General features: G+C 38.7%; 16 protein-coding genes. 7 read left to right on the forward strand and 9 right to left on the reverse strand.

Features of this window, described 5'->3' with window-relative positions:
- Nucleotides 1-89: 89 nt before the first annotated feature.
- The 4 genes from ACNART_RS14760 to radC all read right to left on the reverse strand — a co-directional run bounded on the left by ACNART_RS14760 (nucleotide 90) and on the right by radC (nucleotide 2,701).
- Nucleotides 90-1,217: a glycosyltransferase family 4 protein gene (locus ACNART_RS14760; RefSeq protein WP_198620307.1), complete on the reverse strand. Its 1,128-nt coding sequence runs from the start codon at nucleotides 1,215-1,217 to the stop codon at nucleotides 90-92.
- 149 nt (nucleotides 1,218-1,366) lie between these two features.
- Complete coding sequence (gene rpmG, locus ACNART_RS14765; RefSeq protein WP_006534250.1) at nucleotides 1,367-1,534, reverse strand: 50S ribosomal protein L33; 168 nt, start codon at nucleotides 1,532-1,534, stop codon at nucleotides 1,367-1,369.
- Between the two features lie 11 nt (nucleotides 1,535-1,545).
- Entirely contained in the window at nucleotides 1,546-1,782 is a 237-nt protein-coding gene (gene rpmB, locus ACNART_RS14770; RefSeq protein WP_036914542.1) for a 50S ribosomal protein L28, read from the reverse strand.
- A 247-nt stretch (nucleotides 1,783-2,029) separates the two neighbouring features.
- Nucleotides 2,030-2,701 carry a RadC family protein gene (radC, locus tag ACNART_RS14775; protein ID WP_198620306.1) on the reverse strand — a complete coding sequence of 224 codons (672 nt, stop codon included), beginning with the start codon at nucleotides 2,699-2,701 and terminating at the stop codon, nucleotides 2,030-2,032.
- 302 nt (nucleotides 2,702-3,003) lie between these two features.
- Here radC and coaBC point away from each other — a divergent pair, with 302 nt between their 5' ends.
- From coaBC to slmA, 3 genes are all read left to right on the forward strand, one after another.
- Complete coding sequence (gene coaBC, locus ACNART_RS14780; RefSeq protein WP_198630105.1) at nucleotides 3,004-4,215, forward strand: bifunctional phosphopantothenoylcysteine decarboxylase/phosphopantothenate--cysteine ligase CoaBC; 1,212 nt, start codon at nucleotides 3,004-3,006, stop codon at nucleotides 4,213-4,215.
- Entirely contained in the window at nucleotides 4,199-4,657 is a 459-nt protein-coding gene (gene dut / locus ACNART_RS14785) for a dUTP diphosphatase (RefSeq protein WP_006534255.1), read from the forward strand. The genes coaBC and dut overlap by 17 nt, the downstream gene beginning before the upstream one ends.
- Nucleotides 4,658-4,769: 112 nt before the next feature.
- Nucleotides 4,770-5,372 (forward strand): nucleoid occlusion factor SlmA, encoded by a 603-nt coding sequence (gene slmA / locus ACNART_RS14790; RefSeq protein WP_109373373.1) that lies wholly within the window; start codon nucleotides 4,770-4,772, stop codon nucleotides 5,370-5,372.
- Between the two features lie 308 nt (nucleotides 5,373-5,680).
- Here slmA and pyrE read toward each other — a convergent pair whose 3' ends face one another.
- Together pyrE and rph are read right to left on the reverse strand one after the other, a co-directional pair.
- On the reverse strand, nucleotides 5,681-6,325 hold the full coding sequence (gene pyrE / locus ACNART_RS14795) for an orotate phosphoribosyltransferase (protein ID WP_099073912.1): 645 nt from the start codon (nucleotides 6,323-6,325) through the stop codon (nucleotides 5,681-5,683).
- An 81-nt stretch (nucleotides 6,326-6,406) separates the two neighbouring features.
- Nucleotides 6,407-7,123: a ribonuclease PH gene (rph, locus tag ACNART_RS14800; RefSeq protein WP_072064701.1), complete on the reverse strand. Its 717-nt coding sequence runs from the start codon at nucleotides 7,121-7,123 to the stop codon at nucleotides 6,407-6,409.
- Nucleotides 7,124-7,249: 126 nt separating this feature from the next.
- Between rph and ACNART_RS14805 the strand changes: the two genes are divergently transcribed.
- A complete protein-coding gene (locus tag ACNART_RS14805; RefSeq protein WP_196533674.1) occupies nucleotides 7,250-8,113 on the forward strand; it encodes a YicC/YloC family endoribonuclease in 864 nt (287 codons plus the stop codon).
- 102 nt (nucleotides 8,114-8,215) lie between these two features.
- Here the strand turns inward: ACNART_RS14805 and murQ are convergent, their stop codons facing one another.
- A complete protein-coding gene (gene murQ / locus ACNART_RS14810; protein ID WP_416303624.1) occupies nucleotides 8,216-9,115 on the reverse strand; it encodes an N-acetylmuramic acid 6-phosphate etherase in 900 nt (299 codons plus the stop codon).
- A 108-nt stretch (nucleotides 9,116-9,223) separates the two neighbouring features.
- On the opposite strand from murQ, the gene ACNART_RS14815 reads away from it, so the two are divergent.
- The gene (locus ACNART_RS14815; protein WP_349443258.1) at nucleotides 9,224-9,961 is read left to right on the forward strand and encodes a tetratricopeptide repeat protein; all 738 of its coding nucleotides are present in this window, start codon (nucleotides 9,224-9,226) and stop codon (nucleotides 9,959-9,961) included.
- Between the two features lie 94 nt (nucleotides 9,962-10,055).
- Here the strand turns inward: ACNART_RS14815 and ACNART_RS14820 are convergent, their stop codons facing one another.
- A complete protein-coding gene (locus ACNART_RS14820) occupies nucleotides 10,056-10,514 on the reverse strand; it encodes a GNAT family N-acetyltransferase (RefSeq protein WP_109373364.1) in 459 nt (152 codons plus the stop codon).
- Between the two features lie 131 nt (nucleotides 10,515-10,645).
- On the opposite strand from ACNART_RS14820, the gene ACNART_RS14825 reads away from it, so the two are divergent.
- Nucleotides 10,646-12,133 (forward strand): PLP-dependent aminotransferase family protein, encoded by a 1,488-nt coding sequence (locus ACNART_RS14825; protein WP_368927767.1) that lies wholly within the window; start codon nucleotides 10,646-10,648, stop codon nucleotides 12,131-12,133.
- 50 nt (nucleotides 12,134-12,183) lie between these two features.
- Here ACNART_RS14825 and ACNART_RS14830 read toward each other — a convergent pair whose 3' ends face one another.
- Nucleotides 12,184-12,747 (reverse strand): class I SAM-dependent methyltransferase, encoded by a 564-nt coding sequence (locus ACNART_RS14830; RefSeq protein WP_198630101.1) that lies wholly within the window; start codon nucleotides 12,745-12,747, stop codon nucleotides 12,184-12,186.
- Between the two features lie 471 nt (nucleotides 12,748-13,218).
- On the opposite strand from ACNART_RS14830, the gene asd reads away from it, so the two are divergent.
- On the forward strand, nucleotides 13,219-14,325 hold the full coding sequence (gene asd / locus ACNART_RS14835; RefSeq protein ID WP_100157779.1) for an aspartate-semialdehyde dehydrogenase: 1,107 nt from the start codon (nucleotides 13,219-13,221) through the stop codon (nucleotides 14,323-14,325).
- Nucleotides 14,326-14,385: the final 60 nt, after the last annotated feature.

Below are 14,385 nucleotides of genomic sequence, written 5' to 3' on the forward strand. Positions count from 1 at the left end.
TAAAAAGTATTACAAATATTCATCAATAAGATGAATACACCAAGTTGATAATAGAGATAATCGTTTCACGGCTTTATTATCAACATGAATCATACTGATTTATTTTTATTGTTGATTGCCTGAATAAAGATCCTTTCCATCTTATCTAACATATTATCTAAACTAAATCGTGAAACGGCATGTTCAAGCGCTGCTTTTCCCATTTGTTCACGCAATTCATCTGAGCTCATTAATTTAGCTAAATGACGGGTTAATAATTCTTGTACTTGCGGTACTAATGTAAATCCTGTTTTACCATCAATAACTGCTTCGCTAATCGCGCCAACCGTAGTTGACACGACAGGTAAACCACATGCCATCGCCTGCATAATACCTTGTGGCACACCTTCATTACCAAAAGAGGGTAACGCAAAGAGATCCATTGCATTTAAACAATCAGGCACATCATTACGATTACCAAGGAAAAAGATACTCTGTTCTAAACCAGCCTCTTTCACCATTGGCTCTAGGTTTTTACGCTGAGGTCCATCACCTACAAAAATTAATTGCCAGTCTGGAAACTGCTGATGTAACAATTTCCATGCTTCTATTAAATATTTATGTCCCTTCCATACTCGCATAGTCGCAACAATACCTAATGTCGGTTTATTTGGTATTCCAATTTTCTCTCTAGCTTTTTGTTTATCTTGTGGAAAGAAACGTTGCAAATCAATTCCTGTAGGAACTGATGTCATTTTTTCTAATGGAAATTTATTATGCTGATGGAGTGTCTGGCGTAATTTCTCACCCGTTGTCACAATATGGGCACTGGATGAAAGATAAAGCCATCGTGTTGGTAATAAACGTGAAACATCCGTAGAAACATGACGAGTTCGAACAATAACGGGTGAATGACGTAATGTGGCACAAGAAGCGGCAACTAACCATGCATCAGTTGAACTATGGGTATTGATAACATCAAATTGATGACGATGTAACTTTAACCATTGGCGAAGTGCTTTTAATGCTGAACCGCGTTTTTTTTCAATCGGTAGAGTGAAAACCTCAATACCATAATCCGGTGCAGCCTTAGCAACTTTAGATGTAGGGCAACATACTAATGCAACTCGGTGCCCTCTGCGGATCATGCCTTGAGATTCCGTCAGTATTCGAATTTCCTGACCACCCCAGCCACAAGATGACTCTGTGTGTAATATTGATAATACTGACTTGCTCATCCGCAATCCATTCACCCGATGATTTTAAAAGAGCCATAGTATAACTAAAGAGTAAGCGAAGATCACAATAGCTTTACTTTGTTATACTTAGCGGGCTCCAGATAACAAAAAACCCGACACTAAGGTCGGGTTTTTTAAGAAAACTAAAATTATTTAATTTTAGCTTCTTTATAAAGCACATGTTGACGAACAACTGGATCGAATTTTTTCATTTCCAGTTTTTCTGGCATAGTGCGTTTGTTCTTCGTAGTGGTATAGAAGTGACCTGTACCAGCAGAAGAAACGAGTTTAATTTTCTCGCGAATACCTTTAGCCATTTTTCAGCTCCTTAGAACTTCTCACCACGGGCACGTAAATCTGCTAATACAGATTCGATGCCTTTCTTATCAATCACACGCATACCTTTAGCAGATACACGCAGAGTTACGAAACGTTTCTCAGACTCAACCCAGAAACGGTGAGAGTGCAGGTTTGGCAGAAAACGGCGTTTAGTCGCGTTTAATGCGTGAGAGCGGTTGTTTCCACTCACAGGACGCTTGCCGGTAACTTGGCAGACTCGGGACATGTCTATTCTCCAAAAATCTAATCAGCTCGAGCTTTAATATCAGGTTTGACCGCCTCGTCAGGCTTTGGAGCCCATCTCAGCAACTTTTAACGATTGAAAAACTGTGTAAACACCTCAGAAAAAACTTGCTGAGATAGGCTCTTCTCGCCAAACCCAAGATCCTCAAAGGTGGCGTAGTATACGCCCAATGGCCTCAACGCTCAAGACCCGTACAAATAAAGATTGACAATAATTACAAAAATATTTGCTATAACCAACCACGTTCTGCAAAAGAAACACAGTTATCATGCCCTATCACAAGGTGATCGAGTACATTTATGCCAACCAACTGACAAGCAGTAAAAATTTTTTCAGTCAATTGTTTATCTGCAAGGCTTGGTTCTGAATGACCAGAGGGATGATTATGAGCAAGAATGATAGATGTTGCATTCTTTTTTATCGATTGACGGACAATTTCTCTCGGATGAACCTCTACTCGGTTAATTGTTCCTTTAAACATTTCTTCAAATGCAATCAATTGGTTTTGATTATCAAGAAACAACACCACAAACACCTCTCGGTCTCGCCAATGAAGTAATTTTTGCAAGTAATATTTTGTGTCTTCGGAAGAAGAAAGTACATTTTTATACATAAATTGTGTTGTAGAAAAACGCTGAGCCATTTCATTGATAGCTTGCAACTGGGTAAACTTTCCCACGCCAACACCTTTAAAACGCCCTAATGTTTCATAATCAGCATTAATAACGTGATAAAGAGAGCCACATTCTTTAAGTAAAAAAGCAGCAAGCTCTAATACAGATTTTTCATAAGTGCCGGTGCGTAAAAAGAGCGCCAATAACTCAATATCAGTGAGTGATTCCACGCCATAAAGTAATAGTTTTTCTCTAGGTAAAAGTTCACTAATCGATTGATTTTCCATCCGTGGACTCCTTAATAAGTAAAGGTAGTGGCATTAATGATCTATTTTATTTATTCACATAAGCAATAGGATTTAGGGGAAACATTACTCATCATTAAATGCTAATCGCAAAACAACTGTTGTTTTATACAGTTAATTTACTATAAACTGCTAATCTTGTATAAAAAAGACACATATCAAATTTATGCGAGATGAATCGCAAAAATTTAACCTATAAAACATGAAGTTACATAGAATTCCGAATTCACGATTACCTTGTGGTAAAATTACGGGCAATTATTTATGTACTTAGGCATTTCATCATGACTACACTTCACGACAAAAAGATTATTCTTGGTATCAGTGGTGGTATCGCGGCCTATAAAGCACCAGAACTTGTACGCCGTTTACGTGATAAAGGCGCAATTGTACGAGTTGTAATGACACCCGCTGCTCATGCATTTGTGACGCCTTTGTCACTACAAGCGGTTTCTGGTTTTCCTGTTGCTGATGATTTACTTGATCCAGCAGCAGAGGCCGCTATGGGACATATTGAATTAGGTAAATGGGCTGATTTAATTCTACTTGCACCCGCGACTGCCGATCTTATTGCACGCTTACGAGTGGGTATGGCAAATGATTTACTTACCACACTCTGTTTAGCGAGTAGCGCGCCTATCGCTATTGCGCCTGCAATGAATCAGCAAATGTACAGAGCCACAATTACACAAGAAAATTTATCTGCTTTAGAACAACGTGGCTGTTTAATTTGGGGGCCTGACTCTGGTAGTCAAGCTTGTGGTGATGTAGGCCCAGGACGAATGTTAGATCCTCTAACTCTCGTCTCATTAGCTGAAAAACAACTTGCTTTACCGCCACAAGATTTTGCCGGTAAAAAAATAACGATAACCGCAGGGCCTACTCGTGAAGCCTTAGATCCAGTGCGTTTTATCAGCAATCATAGCTCAGGAAAAATGGGGTTTGCAATTGCACATGCAGCCGCATTACGTGGGGCTGATGTCACACTTATCGCAGGACCTGTCACATTACCGACACCGACTTGTGTTAAACGTATTGACGTTGAAAGCGCACAAGAAATGTACGAACAAGTGATGTTAATCGCACCTTCACAAGATATTTTTATTGGTTGTGCAGCTGTTGCCGATTACCGCGCTAAACTTATCGCGACTGAAAAAATAAAAAAACAAGGTGATGAAGTCACCATCACTATGGTAAAAAACCCCGACATTGTCGCGAGTGTTGGAAAAATGCTTGAACACCGTCCTTTTGTTGTTGGATTTGCAGCTGAAACCCAGAATGTGGAAGAATATGCCCGCAAAAAACGAGAACAAAAGCAGCTCGACTTGATCTGTGCCAATGATGTTTCAGCAGAAAATCAAGGCTTTAACAGTGACAATAATGCATTACACCTTATTTGGGCTAATGGAGAAACGCGCTTACCACACAGTAGTAAAGCACAACTTAGCCATCGCCTACTTGACGAGATAGCCAAACATTATGATGAAAAAAATTGATGTTAAAATCCTTGATGCACGTATTGGTCAAGAATATCCACTTCCTGCTTATGCCACAACAGGCTCTGCTGGTTTAGATTTACGCGCTTGCCTTGATGCACCATTGGTTCTTGAACCAGGGCAAACCGAATTATTACCTACAGGTCTTGCTGTACATATTGCCGATGAAGGATTAGCAGCAATGGTGCTTCCTCGTTCAGGTTTAGGCCATAAACACGGTGTTGTATTGGGTAACTTAGTTGGACTGATTGATTCTGACTACCAAGGTCAACTTATGGTATCAGTTTGGAATCGCGGTCAAACAGCATTCACCATCGAACCGGGTGAACGTATTGCTCAAATGATCATCGTGCCCGTAGTTCAAGCTGAATTTAATATTGTTGAAGATTTTACTGCAACGGAACGTGGTAGCGGTGGCTTTGGTCACTCTGGCCGCCAATAATAAAGACGTCTTGCATTAATTATATCAATGACGATATCACTCCCTTTGCACTAAAAACCTTAGTGCAAAGGTTTACTGATTTGTTTTGCTTTTAGCAGGGGCCTTATCAGTCATGGCAGAAGAAAAAGAAACCAAAAAGAAAAGAAATAGACGGGATGAAATCTTACAGTCACTTGCCCAAATGTTGGAATCAAGTGACGGTAGTCAGCGCATTACAACGGCGAAGCTTGCCGCTACTGTTGGTGTATCTGAAGCTGCGCTCTATCGACATTTTCCAAGTAAAACCAAAATGTTTGATAGCTTAATTGAGTTTATCGAAGATAGCTTAGTCTCTCGTATTAATTTGATTTTAAAAGACGAAAAAGACGCTGTGGCAAGAATTCGCTTAATTCTTGTCTTGATCCTTGGTTTTGCTGAAAAAAATCCAGGGTTATCTCGTATTTTAACGGGTCATGCTTTGATGTTTGAACAAGACAGATTACAAGGGCGAATAAACCAGCTTTATGAACGCATTGAAGTCCAGCTTCGACAAGTTATCAAAGAACGTAAAATTCGTGAAGGGAGTGCCTTTTTACATGATGAAGCATTACTTGCTTCACAATTACTCGCTTTTTGTGAAGGCATGCTAGCGCGCTTTGTACGCACAGAATTTCGCTATCAACCCACTCAAGAATTTGAAGCCCGCTGGCCATTAATTTTGGCACAGTTACAATGAAATGATGGACTCGTGATTTAACTCAACAATTTGAAATTTACAGATATGCCGTTTTTTTCTTATTTGTGTTAACATGCGTCCTCTGGTACATAGTTACCTAAATGTATTTATCAGGAATGGCACTCGTGCAGTTCCTACATTGTGGCATTAGCGACTCGCTTTGCCCCTGCTGTAAAAGTCCTTTTTATATTTCAATATCTGTGATAATTGTCGCAGAAGATTCATTGTACTACTCACCCCGCCCATAATTGGGCGAGGGCTTTTTTTTATCTATAATCGGCCAACTCGTTTATCGCGTATTAACTTTATTAATTCACACCGTAGCGTTCACGATAAGCTTTAACCGCAGGTAAATGCTCAGACAGAGTCTCACTCTCACTTAGGTAGCTAATTAAATCATCCAAAGTAATAATCGAATACACTTGGCATTGATAGTCACGTTTTAACTCTTGTATTGCAGAAAGTTCTTCTCGCCCTTTCTCTTGTCTATCCAAACTTAATAACACCGCAGAAAGCGTTGCATCATGCTGTTTGATGATTTCCATTGACTCACGAATTGCAGTACCTGCTGTAATGACATCATCAACAATCACTACATTACCTTTCAATGGGCTTCCTACTAATGTTCCTCCTTCACCATGATCTTTAGCCTCTTTGCGATTAAAACAGTAAGGGATATCGATATCATGATGTTCAACCAATGCGACTGCCGTTGTAGTTGCAATAGGGATCCCTTTATAAGCAGGTCCAAACAACACATCACAAGACACATTATTATCTAATAATGTTTGCGCATAGAACTGCCCCAATAAAGCCAAATCACGCCCTGTATTAAATAAACCGGCATTAAAAAAGTAAGGACTCACCCTTCCTGATTTCAGCGTGAACTCACCAAATTTCAGGACATTTTTTGCTAATGCTAGTTCGATAAAGCGGCGTTGGTAGGCTTTCATTTCTTTCTCCTCTCTACGTTACTTGATGACAAATTTTAGGCATAAAAAAAGCGACTTCTCAGTCGCCTTTAAAAATAGAATTTATTGCTTAAGCGCCTCTTTTTGCGCTTCAAATATTTTCTCTAATCCCCCCTTCGCAAGGGCGAGTAAAGCAAGTAATTCTTCATGGCTAAATGGTGCGCCTTCTGCCGTACCTTGAACTTCAATCATACGACCATCATCGATCATCACCACATTCATGTCTGTTTCTGCTGCTGAATCTTCAACATATTCAAGATCGCATAATGGTTCACCATCAACAATACCCACAGAGACTGCAGCTACCATTGATTTCAGAGGGCTTTTTTTCAGTTTGCCTTCTTCAACCATTTTATTTAAAGCATCAACTAATGCGACACAAGCACCAGAGATAGATGCAGTACGTGTACCACCATCCGCTTGGATAACATCACAATCTACAGTGATGGTAAATTCACCTAGTGCTTTTAAATCAACCGCGGCACGTAATGAGCGAGCGATTAAACGCTGGATCTCCATAGTACGACCCGTTTGTTTACCGCGAGCCGCTTCACGAGCATTACGACTATTTGTTGCGCGAGGAAGCATGCCGTATTCTGCGGTCACCCATCCTTGCCCTTGTCCTTTCAGAAAACGAGGTACACCGTCTTCTACAGTGGCATTACACAAGACTTTAGTATCACCAAATTCGACTAATACAGAACCTTCAGCATGTTTTGTATAGTGGCGAGTAATGGTAATAGGGCGTACTTGGTTTGCTTGTCTGTCTGCTGGACGCATGGTGTTATCTCCGCTTTCTCTGACATATTGGGGGCGCATTATACGACCTAAAATGGCTTATGCCTATCCTTGTATTGATGCATAGGGTTATAATCATATCATCTTTTACATTATTGAGACCCTATTATGATCCGTAGCATGACCGCTTTTGCTCGCCGAGACATCAAAAAAGACTGGGGCACTGCCGCTTGGGAACTGCGTTCCGTAAACCAGCGCTACCTTGAAACTTATATTCGTTTACCTGAGCAATTACGTAGTTTAGAGCCTGTTATTCGTGAACGTCTACGTAATCGCTTAACGCGCGGTAAAATTGAATGTAACTTACGTTTTGATCTTAATGCTCGCTTTCAAGGTGAATTAAATCTTGATGAAAATCTCGCAAAACAACTGATTGTTTCTGCAAATTGGGTAAAAAGCCATAGCCATGAAGGCACTATCAGCCCTTTTGATATTTTACGTTGGCCGGGTGTGATTTCAGCACAAGAGCAAGACTTAGATGCGATTGGTACTGAACTTTTAGCCGAATTAGATCTAGCAATCGATGCTTTTATTGCTAGTCGTGAAGCCGAAGGACAATCACTCAAAGAACTTATCGAGCAACGTTTAGATGCGGTTAGCGCAGAAGTCGTTAAAGTAAGAGCTCAAATGCCAGAAATTTTACAATGGCAACGCGAGCGCTTAACCAGCAAATTAGAAGAAGCACAGGTTCAAATTGATAATAATCGTTTAGAACAAGAGTTAGTGATGTTAGCGCAACGCTTAGATGTCGCAGAAGAATTGGATAGATTAGAAGCTCACGTTAAAGAAACGCGCAAAATTCTTGTTAAAAAAGAAGCGGTAGGTCGTCGTCTTGACTTTATGATGCAAGAATTTAACCGTGAATCCAACACATTAGCCTCAAAATCAATTAATACTGAAGTCACCAATTCAGCCATTGAATTAAAAGTTTTAATTGAACAAATGCGCGAGCAGATCCAAAATATTGAGTAAGATTTCTTAGCTGTTTACAGCCCATCATTAAGCCAGCCAATACCTTGTATTAGCTGGCTTTTATCAAGAATAAAATTTAACATTCTCTTTAATAAATGAAAATCACTCACCCAACGCCTTTCTAATAAATCCTTTATTTTGGTTAAGCATCTGCGTGGCTTGAAGTGCATCTACGTTTGCTAAGATCATCAAAATTGCCGTTTTACAGTGATGCTGACATTGTGATAACGCTTGTTCAGCAATAGCTCTTTCACACTCTGTTGCTTGCATCACAATACGAACTTGGCGCTCAACAAGCTTGGCATTGGTGGCTTCAACATCCACCATCAAATTACCAAACACTTTGCCGATTTTTATCATCGCAGCCGTTGTTATCATATTAAGAATAAGTTTTTGTGCCGTGCCCGCTTTCATTCGTGATGATCCTGTGACTACCTCGGCTCCCACAATCGGTGTAATAGCGATATCTGCAATTTGTGCAATAGGGCTTTCAGGATTACAGCTGATGGCACCTATTGTCGCCCCTAATGATTTTGCATAATTTAAAGCACCAATGACATAAGGGGTTCTGCCACTCGCAGCAATACCCACTAATACATCTTTTTCATTAAAATTAAGTTGGCGTAAATCTTGTTCACCTAATTGAATATTATCTTCTGCATTCTCGACAGCTTGTAAAATAGCCTTGTGTCCACCAGCAATTAAACCAATCACCATATCATGAGGTGTACCATAAGTTGGAGGGCATTCACTGGCATCTAAAATCCCTAATCGTCCCGATGTACCTGCTCCGCAATAAATAAGGCGACCACCTTGAGAAAAAGCAATTGCAACTTTATCAACTAATTGAGCAATTTCAGGTAACGCTTTCTCGACTGCTAATGGCACTTTTTTATCTTCATTATTGATGACTTTTAGCATATCGAATGTTGAAAGTGTGTCTATATTTTCACTGTTATGATTTCTACTTTCAGTGACAAGATTGCTAAGGTCAATCGCCATTATCGCTCTCCCAATATTGTTATTTGTTTGATTAAGTCGAAGAAATAAACTGCTTTTATACCATTATTATTGGTAAGATTTTCAAAATCATTACAAACGGTACTCTACATGACATTTATTAAATCTATTTCGACCTTTATCAGTTTAATGACCCTTTTCTTCTCTTTTTCTTTGCATGCTAATTTTGAAGAACAAGAAAAAAGAGTGTTTGAACAAACCCGCACAGAAGCACTAAACCATAATGCACAAGCTCAATATCAATTGGCTGAAATGTATTTAATGGGAACGGGTGTAGAAAAAAATCTCTTCAATGCACAACTGTGGGCTAATGAAGCCATAAAAAATGATTATGCCGATGCCTACGCACTACTTGCTGATCTCTATTTATTTAATACTGACCCTTATTTTAAAAATCATTATGTTGATGCAAGAAAATTAGCAACAATCGCAGCGAATAAAGGAAGCATAAGAGGAAAAATAAGTCTAGCAACAGCGCTGATAGCACCTTTATCTGGTGAAACCGATTATAAAAAAGCAATTGCGTTATTAGAAGAAGCCGCAGCAACGCATCAACCTGAACTGGTTTATGCGCCGATTTGGTTAGGTGTTCTTTATAGCGGAGTAGGTAATGTCCCTGTAGATACTAAAAAAGCGAATATGTGGTTTGCAAAAGCCAACGAAATAACTTTTGAAGGATTTGCTCAAGCAATGGCCTCTTTTATGTTCTCTGGTCAATATCATATTATCGAACAAAATAAGCAAAAAGCTGACGAATTAATGAAACAGGCTTGTGAAGAAGCCAAAAAAGTTGGCAATGAATTCTATTGCCAACAAGCATTTAATTAACCGAAATTTAATCTAATAAATAACCCTAACTCAGAAAAGAGATGGTAAATATTGCCATCTCTTTTATACCCTATCTGCCCTACCTAACGTTCTTTTACAGCGCCATACGGTATTCAATCACACCTGGTTTTTCTGCCACCCAGTTATATAAACGTTGACCGCGTAAGTTGGTTTCCTGTGTATGCCAATATAAACGAGCACAATCACGCTGTTTTGCTTGTTGATTAACAAATTCAATAAGTTGCTTACCTACGTGGCGGCCGCGTATATCTGGTGAAACAAATAAATCTTCTAAATAACAAAAATCACTTTCAGCCCATGTTGAACGATGAAAAAGGTAATGAACAAAACCCAATACCTTTTCACCTTCCATCGCTACGGCACAATAAACAGGCTCTTTTTCATCAAAAAAACGTGCCCATGTTTTTAATGTAATTTCTTCTGATAACTCAACTTTATAAAATGCTTGATAACTTAACCAATGTGGCAACCATTGAGCATAATGCGCTTGTTCAACAAACTGAATTGAAACAGTTATTGGTGTTGTGCTCATCTCTTCGCTTCCTTCTACTTTCATAAACGGTATAAACAAAAGGTATCACCCTGCCTTTAATCGTTGCCATGGTACGTTTAATTTTGGTTCTCAATAAGGTACACTTTTTGTGTTTTTATAGGATCCACTTTATGAAACAGAAAAAAACAGCTTATTTTCCTAACCTTGTTTTAGAGGAAGGACCTATTGGTTCTCAGATTTATCACGCGATTAGAAAAGCTATTTTAGATGGGCGTTTATCTTCTGGTAGTCGCTTACCATCAAGCCGTACCTTAGCTGAAATGATGTCGATTTCCCGTAATTCTGTTATTGCAGGATTTGAACGTTTAATTGATGAAGGTTATTTATTTACTCGACGCGGTGCAGGTACTTTTGTCGCAAGTACAATCCCTGATGCCATTATTTCTGATAAGTGGGTTAAAACAACCAATCCAGCCTCTTCTTTGTTAATAGAAAATCCGTTAGAAATGCTAAATCCGAATATGCAAAAAGCACAGGATTTTTGGCAACAATCGCAACCCAATATAAACAGTAACCCTATTTTTCACGTCGGAGTCGGATGTGTTGATCTTTTTCCACATGAACTTTGGGGAAGATTATTAGGGCGTGTTTGGCGGCAATCAAAAAAAGCACTCGCAACATTTAATTCGCCAACAGGCTATACCCCATTAAAAGAGATGATATGCCAATATATGCAATCAACTCGTGGTCTTTATTGCCAACCTGAACAAATCATTATTGTAAATGGAACACAGCAAGCGATTAACCTCACCACCAGAGTATTATTAAAAGAAGGCGATGCCGTTTGGTTAGATGATCCTGGTTATGACAGCGCACGAGGGATCTTCACATCTTATGGTATAAAATCACACCCAATAAATTCAGATATTGATGGAATGGATATTTTTCAAGGAATAGAGCAGTGTCCTGAAGCAAAACTTGTTTTTACAACACCTTCACATCAATTCCCTTTAGGTAATACCCTCTCACTTTCACGCCGTATTGCGTTATTAGAGTGGGCATCATCCCATGATGTGTGGATCTTTGAAGATGACTACAATAGCGAATTTCGCTATCACTCTAAACCCATTCAATCTCTACAAGGTTTAGATAAATACCAGCGCGTTATTTATGCCGGTACATTTTCAAAAATGATGTATCCCGGATTTCGTTTAGGCTTTTTAGTCGTGCCTCAAACTTTAGTTGACGCTTTTAAAGTCGCTAAATACTACACCGACTCTCACTCAGGCTTTTTAGAGCAAGCAACATTAGCGCTGTTTATTTCTCAAGGTCATTATGCACGCCATGTTCGGCGAATACGAAAAGCCTGCTATGAACGTTATCAAGTATTAACTAATGCCATAAAAACACATTTATCTCATGTTTTCTGTGTTGAACCGACAGACTCTGGGATCCATATTGTCTGCTGGCTACTAGCTGGCTACACAGAAGAATATATTGTTAAAAAAGGGCAAGAAATTGGCTTAGCTATACAGCCTTTATCACGTTACTGTATACAAGCTTATCCTAAACAAGGCGTATTATTAGGATATGCGGCTCATAATCCTACCGAAATTGAAAACAGTATTATGCGGCTTGCTCAAGTTTTATCTGAATAAATAATATTGATTATTTACAATATAAAAATCGAATAAGCTTTATATTCACCCTATTTTATTTTTGGTGTGCAATAATAAACCCAAGCAGGAGGAACATTTCGTATTACACGTCTTTTTTCCAAATGAAAATAACGAGATAATGTCTTTTCATATCGCGTTGTATATTGAAAAAGAACAAAGCAACCCTGTGTTTTTAATAACTCACTATGAACCCGTTTTAAGATTTTTAATCCTAATTTTCGATTAATAGATAGAAAAGGAAGCCCTGAAATAATCATATTATAATGACTATCTAATTTCTCTGCTGATGTGGTATAAATCTTTAAGCGTTTATCATCAATTTTACGCAGTTCAGTGGCGAAACTCGGTTCTATTTCAAAGACATCCAACGATGAATGTGCAGACATTCTTTTTAGAATTTGATGCGTAATAACGCCAGTACCCGCACCTAATTCTGCAATTTGAACATCTTGATGCCAGTTGAGTTTATCCAGCATTTCATAACATAACCAACGAGATGAAGGTGCGATAGTACCCATTGTGGTTGGTGAAATCACAAACCGCTTTAAATATGAGTAATACGTAGATAATGGAATGAATGTAGATATATCCATTTGCGCCTCCTAAAACCTTTTTATCAAGGTAAAATAAAAATCAGATAAAATGAAGAATATTCATCGTTATTTTTTATTTATGAATTTATGTCATCTCTTGGATAACGTTTTTCAGTATAAAGCTTGGAGCCATATCTAAGTAAATACGTTTTTCTTATATATTACACTATTTTACATTTTTCTATTTTTACTCTATTTTCTTAAACAAGAATATATTTTTATTTATTAAAAAAACGAAATAAGAAATAACAGAATATTCTTACACTTTAATGACTCATCCATTTTGCTTTTAACAAATTATTGATATTTGTTCGTTCTGTGGTTTCCTTTTGTTAACTCTATGCAGACTATAAGAAACGCTTCTAATTCTTTGGCAAATAATCAATAAATTCACTTGCACCTATCTCTATATTTTGTCAGGTTAGTGTGAGGTCTCTCACTATTCCTACAGACAAAGACAGGGTAATTACAATGAAAAATGTTGGTTTTGTGGGCTGGCGTGGTATGGTCGGCTCCGTTTTAATGCAAAGAATGGTTGAAGAACGTGATTTTGATGGGATAAACCCTGTTTTCTTCACCACATCTCAATTAGGTGAAGCAGCACCTGCTTATGGTAATCACCGTAGTACTCTGCAAGATGCTTATGACATTGATACCTTAGCATCACTCGATATTATTATTAGTTGCCAAGGTGGTGACTACACCAATGAAATCTATCCCAAACTACGCCAAGCCGGTTGGCAAGGTTACTGGATTGATGCCGCATCAGCACTGCGTATGAATGATGATGCAGTGATTATTCTCGATCCTGTTAATGGACAACATATTCAAGACAGCTTAAATAAAGGCATTAAAGCCTTTGTCGGTGGTAACTGCACCGTCAGTTTAATGCTAATGTCATTAGGTGGTCTGTTTGCTAACAATCTAGTGGAATGGGCAAGCGTATCTACTTATCAAGCGGCGTCTGGGGCTGGTGCTCGTCATATGAGAGAGCTACTGTCACAGATGGGTTCTTTACATAATCAAGTGGTTAAAGAGCTAGAAAACCCAGCCTCTGCAATCTTAGATATTGAACGTAAAGTCACTAACTTTACGCGCAGCGGTACAATGCCTACCGAACAATTTGGTGTTCCTCTTGCAGGTAGTTTGATCCCTTGGATTGATAAACAACTAGAAAACGGTCAAAGCCGCGAAGAGTGGAAAGGGCAAGCTGAAACTAACAAGATCTTAAATACAGGTTCTAATATCATTCCTGTGGATGGTCTTTGTGTTCGTATTGGTGCATTACGTTGCCATAGCCAAGCATTCACCTTAAAACTGAAAAAAGACTTACCTGTTGCAGAGATTGAACAGTTACTCGCAAGCCATAATGATTGGGTAAAAGTCATTCCTAATGATCGTGAATTAACTATGCGTGAATTAACACCAGCAGCAGTCACAGGTACATTGAGCACACCAGTAGGCCGTATTCGTAAACTAAATATGGGCCCTGAATTTATTTCAGCCTTTACAGTGGGTGACCAGCTGTTATGGGGTGCCGCAGAGCCTTTACGTCGTATGTTGAATATTCTGCGTTAAAATTCATTCTTTAGAATATCGGCCATTTTAAGAAAATAGAAATGGTTGATATTCTTATTT

The sequence above is a fragment of the Proteus sp. LHD240705 genome (genome assembly GCF_047921555.1).
Lineage (GTDB): Bacteria > Pseudomonadota > Gammaproteobacteria > Enterobacterales > Enterobacteriaceae > Proteus.

Excerpts from the sequence above, each read along its gene's own strand:
- ACNART_RS14760 (WP_198620307.1), bottom strand. The coding sequence starts at position 1,217 with ATGAGCAAGTCAGTATTATCAATATTACACACAGAGTCATCTTGTGGC.
- rpmG (WP_006534250.1), bottom strand. The coding sequence starts at position 1,534 with ATGGCTAAAGGTATTCGCGAGAAAATTAAACTCGTTTCTTCTGCTGGT.
- rpmB (WP_036914542.1), bottom strand. The coding sequence starts at position 1,782 with ATGTCCCGAGTCTGCCAAGTTACCGGCAAGCGTCCTGTGAGTGGAAAC.
- radC (WP_198620306.1), bottom strand. The coding sequence starts at position 2,701 with ATGGAAAATCAATCGATTAGTGAACTTTTACCTAGAGAAAAACTATTA.
- coaBC (WP_198630105.1), top strand. The coding sequence starts at position 3,004 with ATGACTACACTTCACGACAAAAAGATTATTCTTGGTATCAGTGGTGGT.
- dut (WP_006534255.1), top strand. The coding sequence starts at position 4,199 with ATGATGAAAAAAATTGATGTTAAAATCCTTGATGCACGTATTGGTCAA.
- slmA (WP_109373373.1), top strand. The coding sequence starts at position 4,770 with ATGGCAGAAGAAAAAGAAACCAAAAAGAAAAGAAATAGACGGGATGAA.
- pyrE (WP_099073912.1), bottom strand. The coding sequence starts at position 6,325 with ATGAAAGCCTACCAACGCCGCTTTATCGAACTAGCATTAGCAAAAAAT.
- rph (WP_072064701.1), bottom strand. The coding sequence starts at position 7,123 with ATGCGTCCAGCAGACAGACAAGCAAACCAAGTACGCCCTATTACCATT.
- ACNART_RS14805 (WP_196533674.1), top strand. The coding sequence starts at position 7,250 with ATGATCCGTAGCATGACCGCTTTTGCTCGCCGAGACATCAAAAAAGAC.
- murQ (WP_416303624.1), bottom strand. The coding sequence starts at position 9,115 with ATGGCGATTGACCTTAGCAATCTTGTCACTGAAAGTAGAAATCATAAC.
- ACNART_RS14815 (WP_349443258.1), top strand. The coding sequence starts at position 9,224 with ATGACATTTATTAAATCTATTTCGACCTTTATCAGTTTAATGACCCTT.
- ACNART_RS14820 (WP_109373364.1), bottom strand. The coding sequence starts at position 10,514 with ATGAGCACAACACCAATAACTGTTTCAATTCAGTTTGTTGAACAAGCG.
- ACNART_RS14825 (WP_368927767.1), top strand. The coding sequence starts at position 10,646 with ATGAAACAGAAAAAAACAGCTTATTTTCCTAACCTTGTTTTAGAGGAA.
- ACNART_RS14830 (WP_198630101.1), bottom strand. The coding sequence starts at position 12,747 with ATGGATATATCTACATTCATTCCATTATCTACGTATTACTCATATTTA.
- asd (WP_100157779.1), top strand. The coding sequence starts at position 13,219 with ATGAAAAATGTTGGTTTTGTGGGCTGGCGTGGTATGGTCGGCTCCGTT.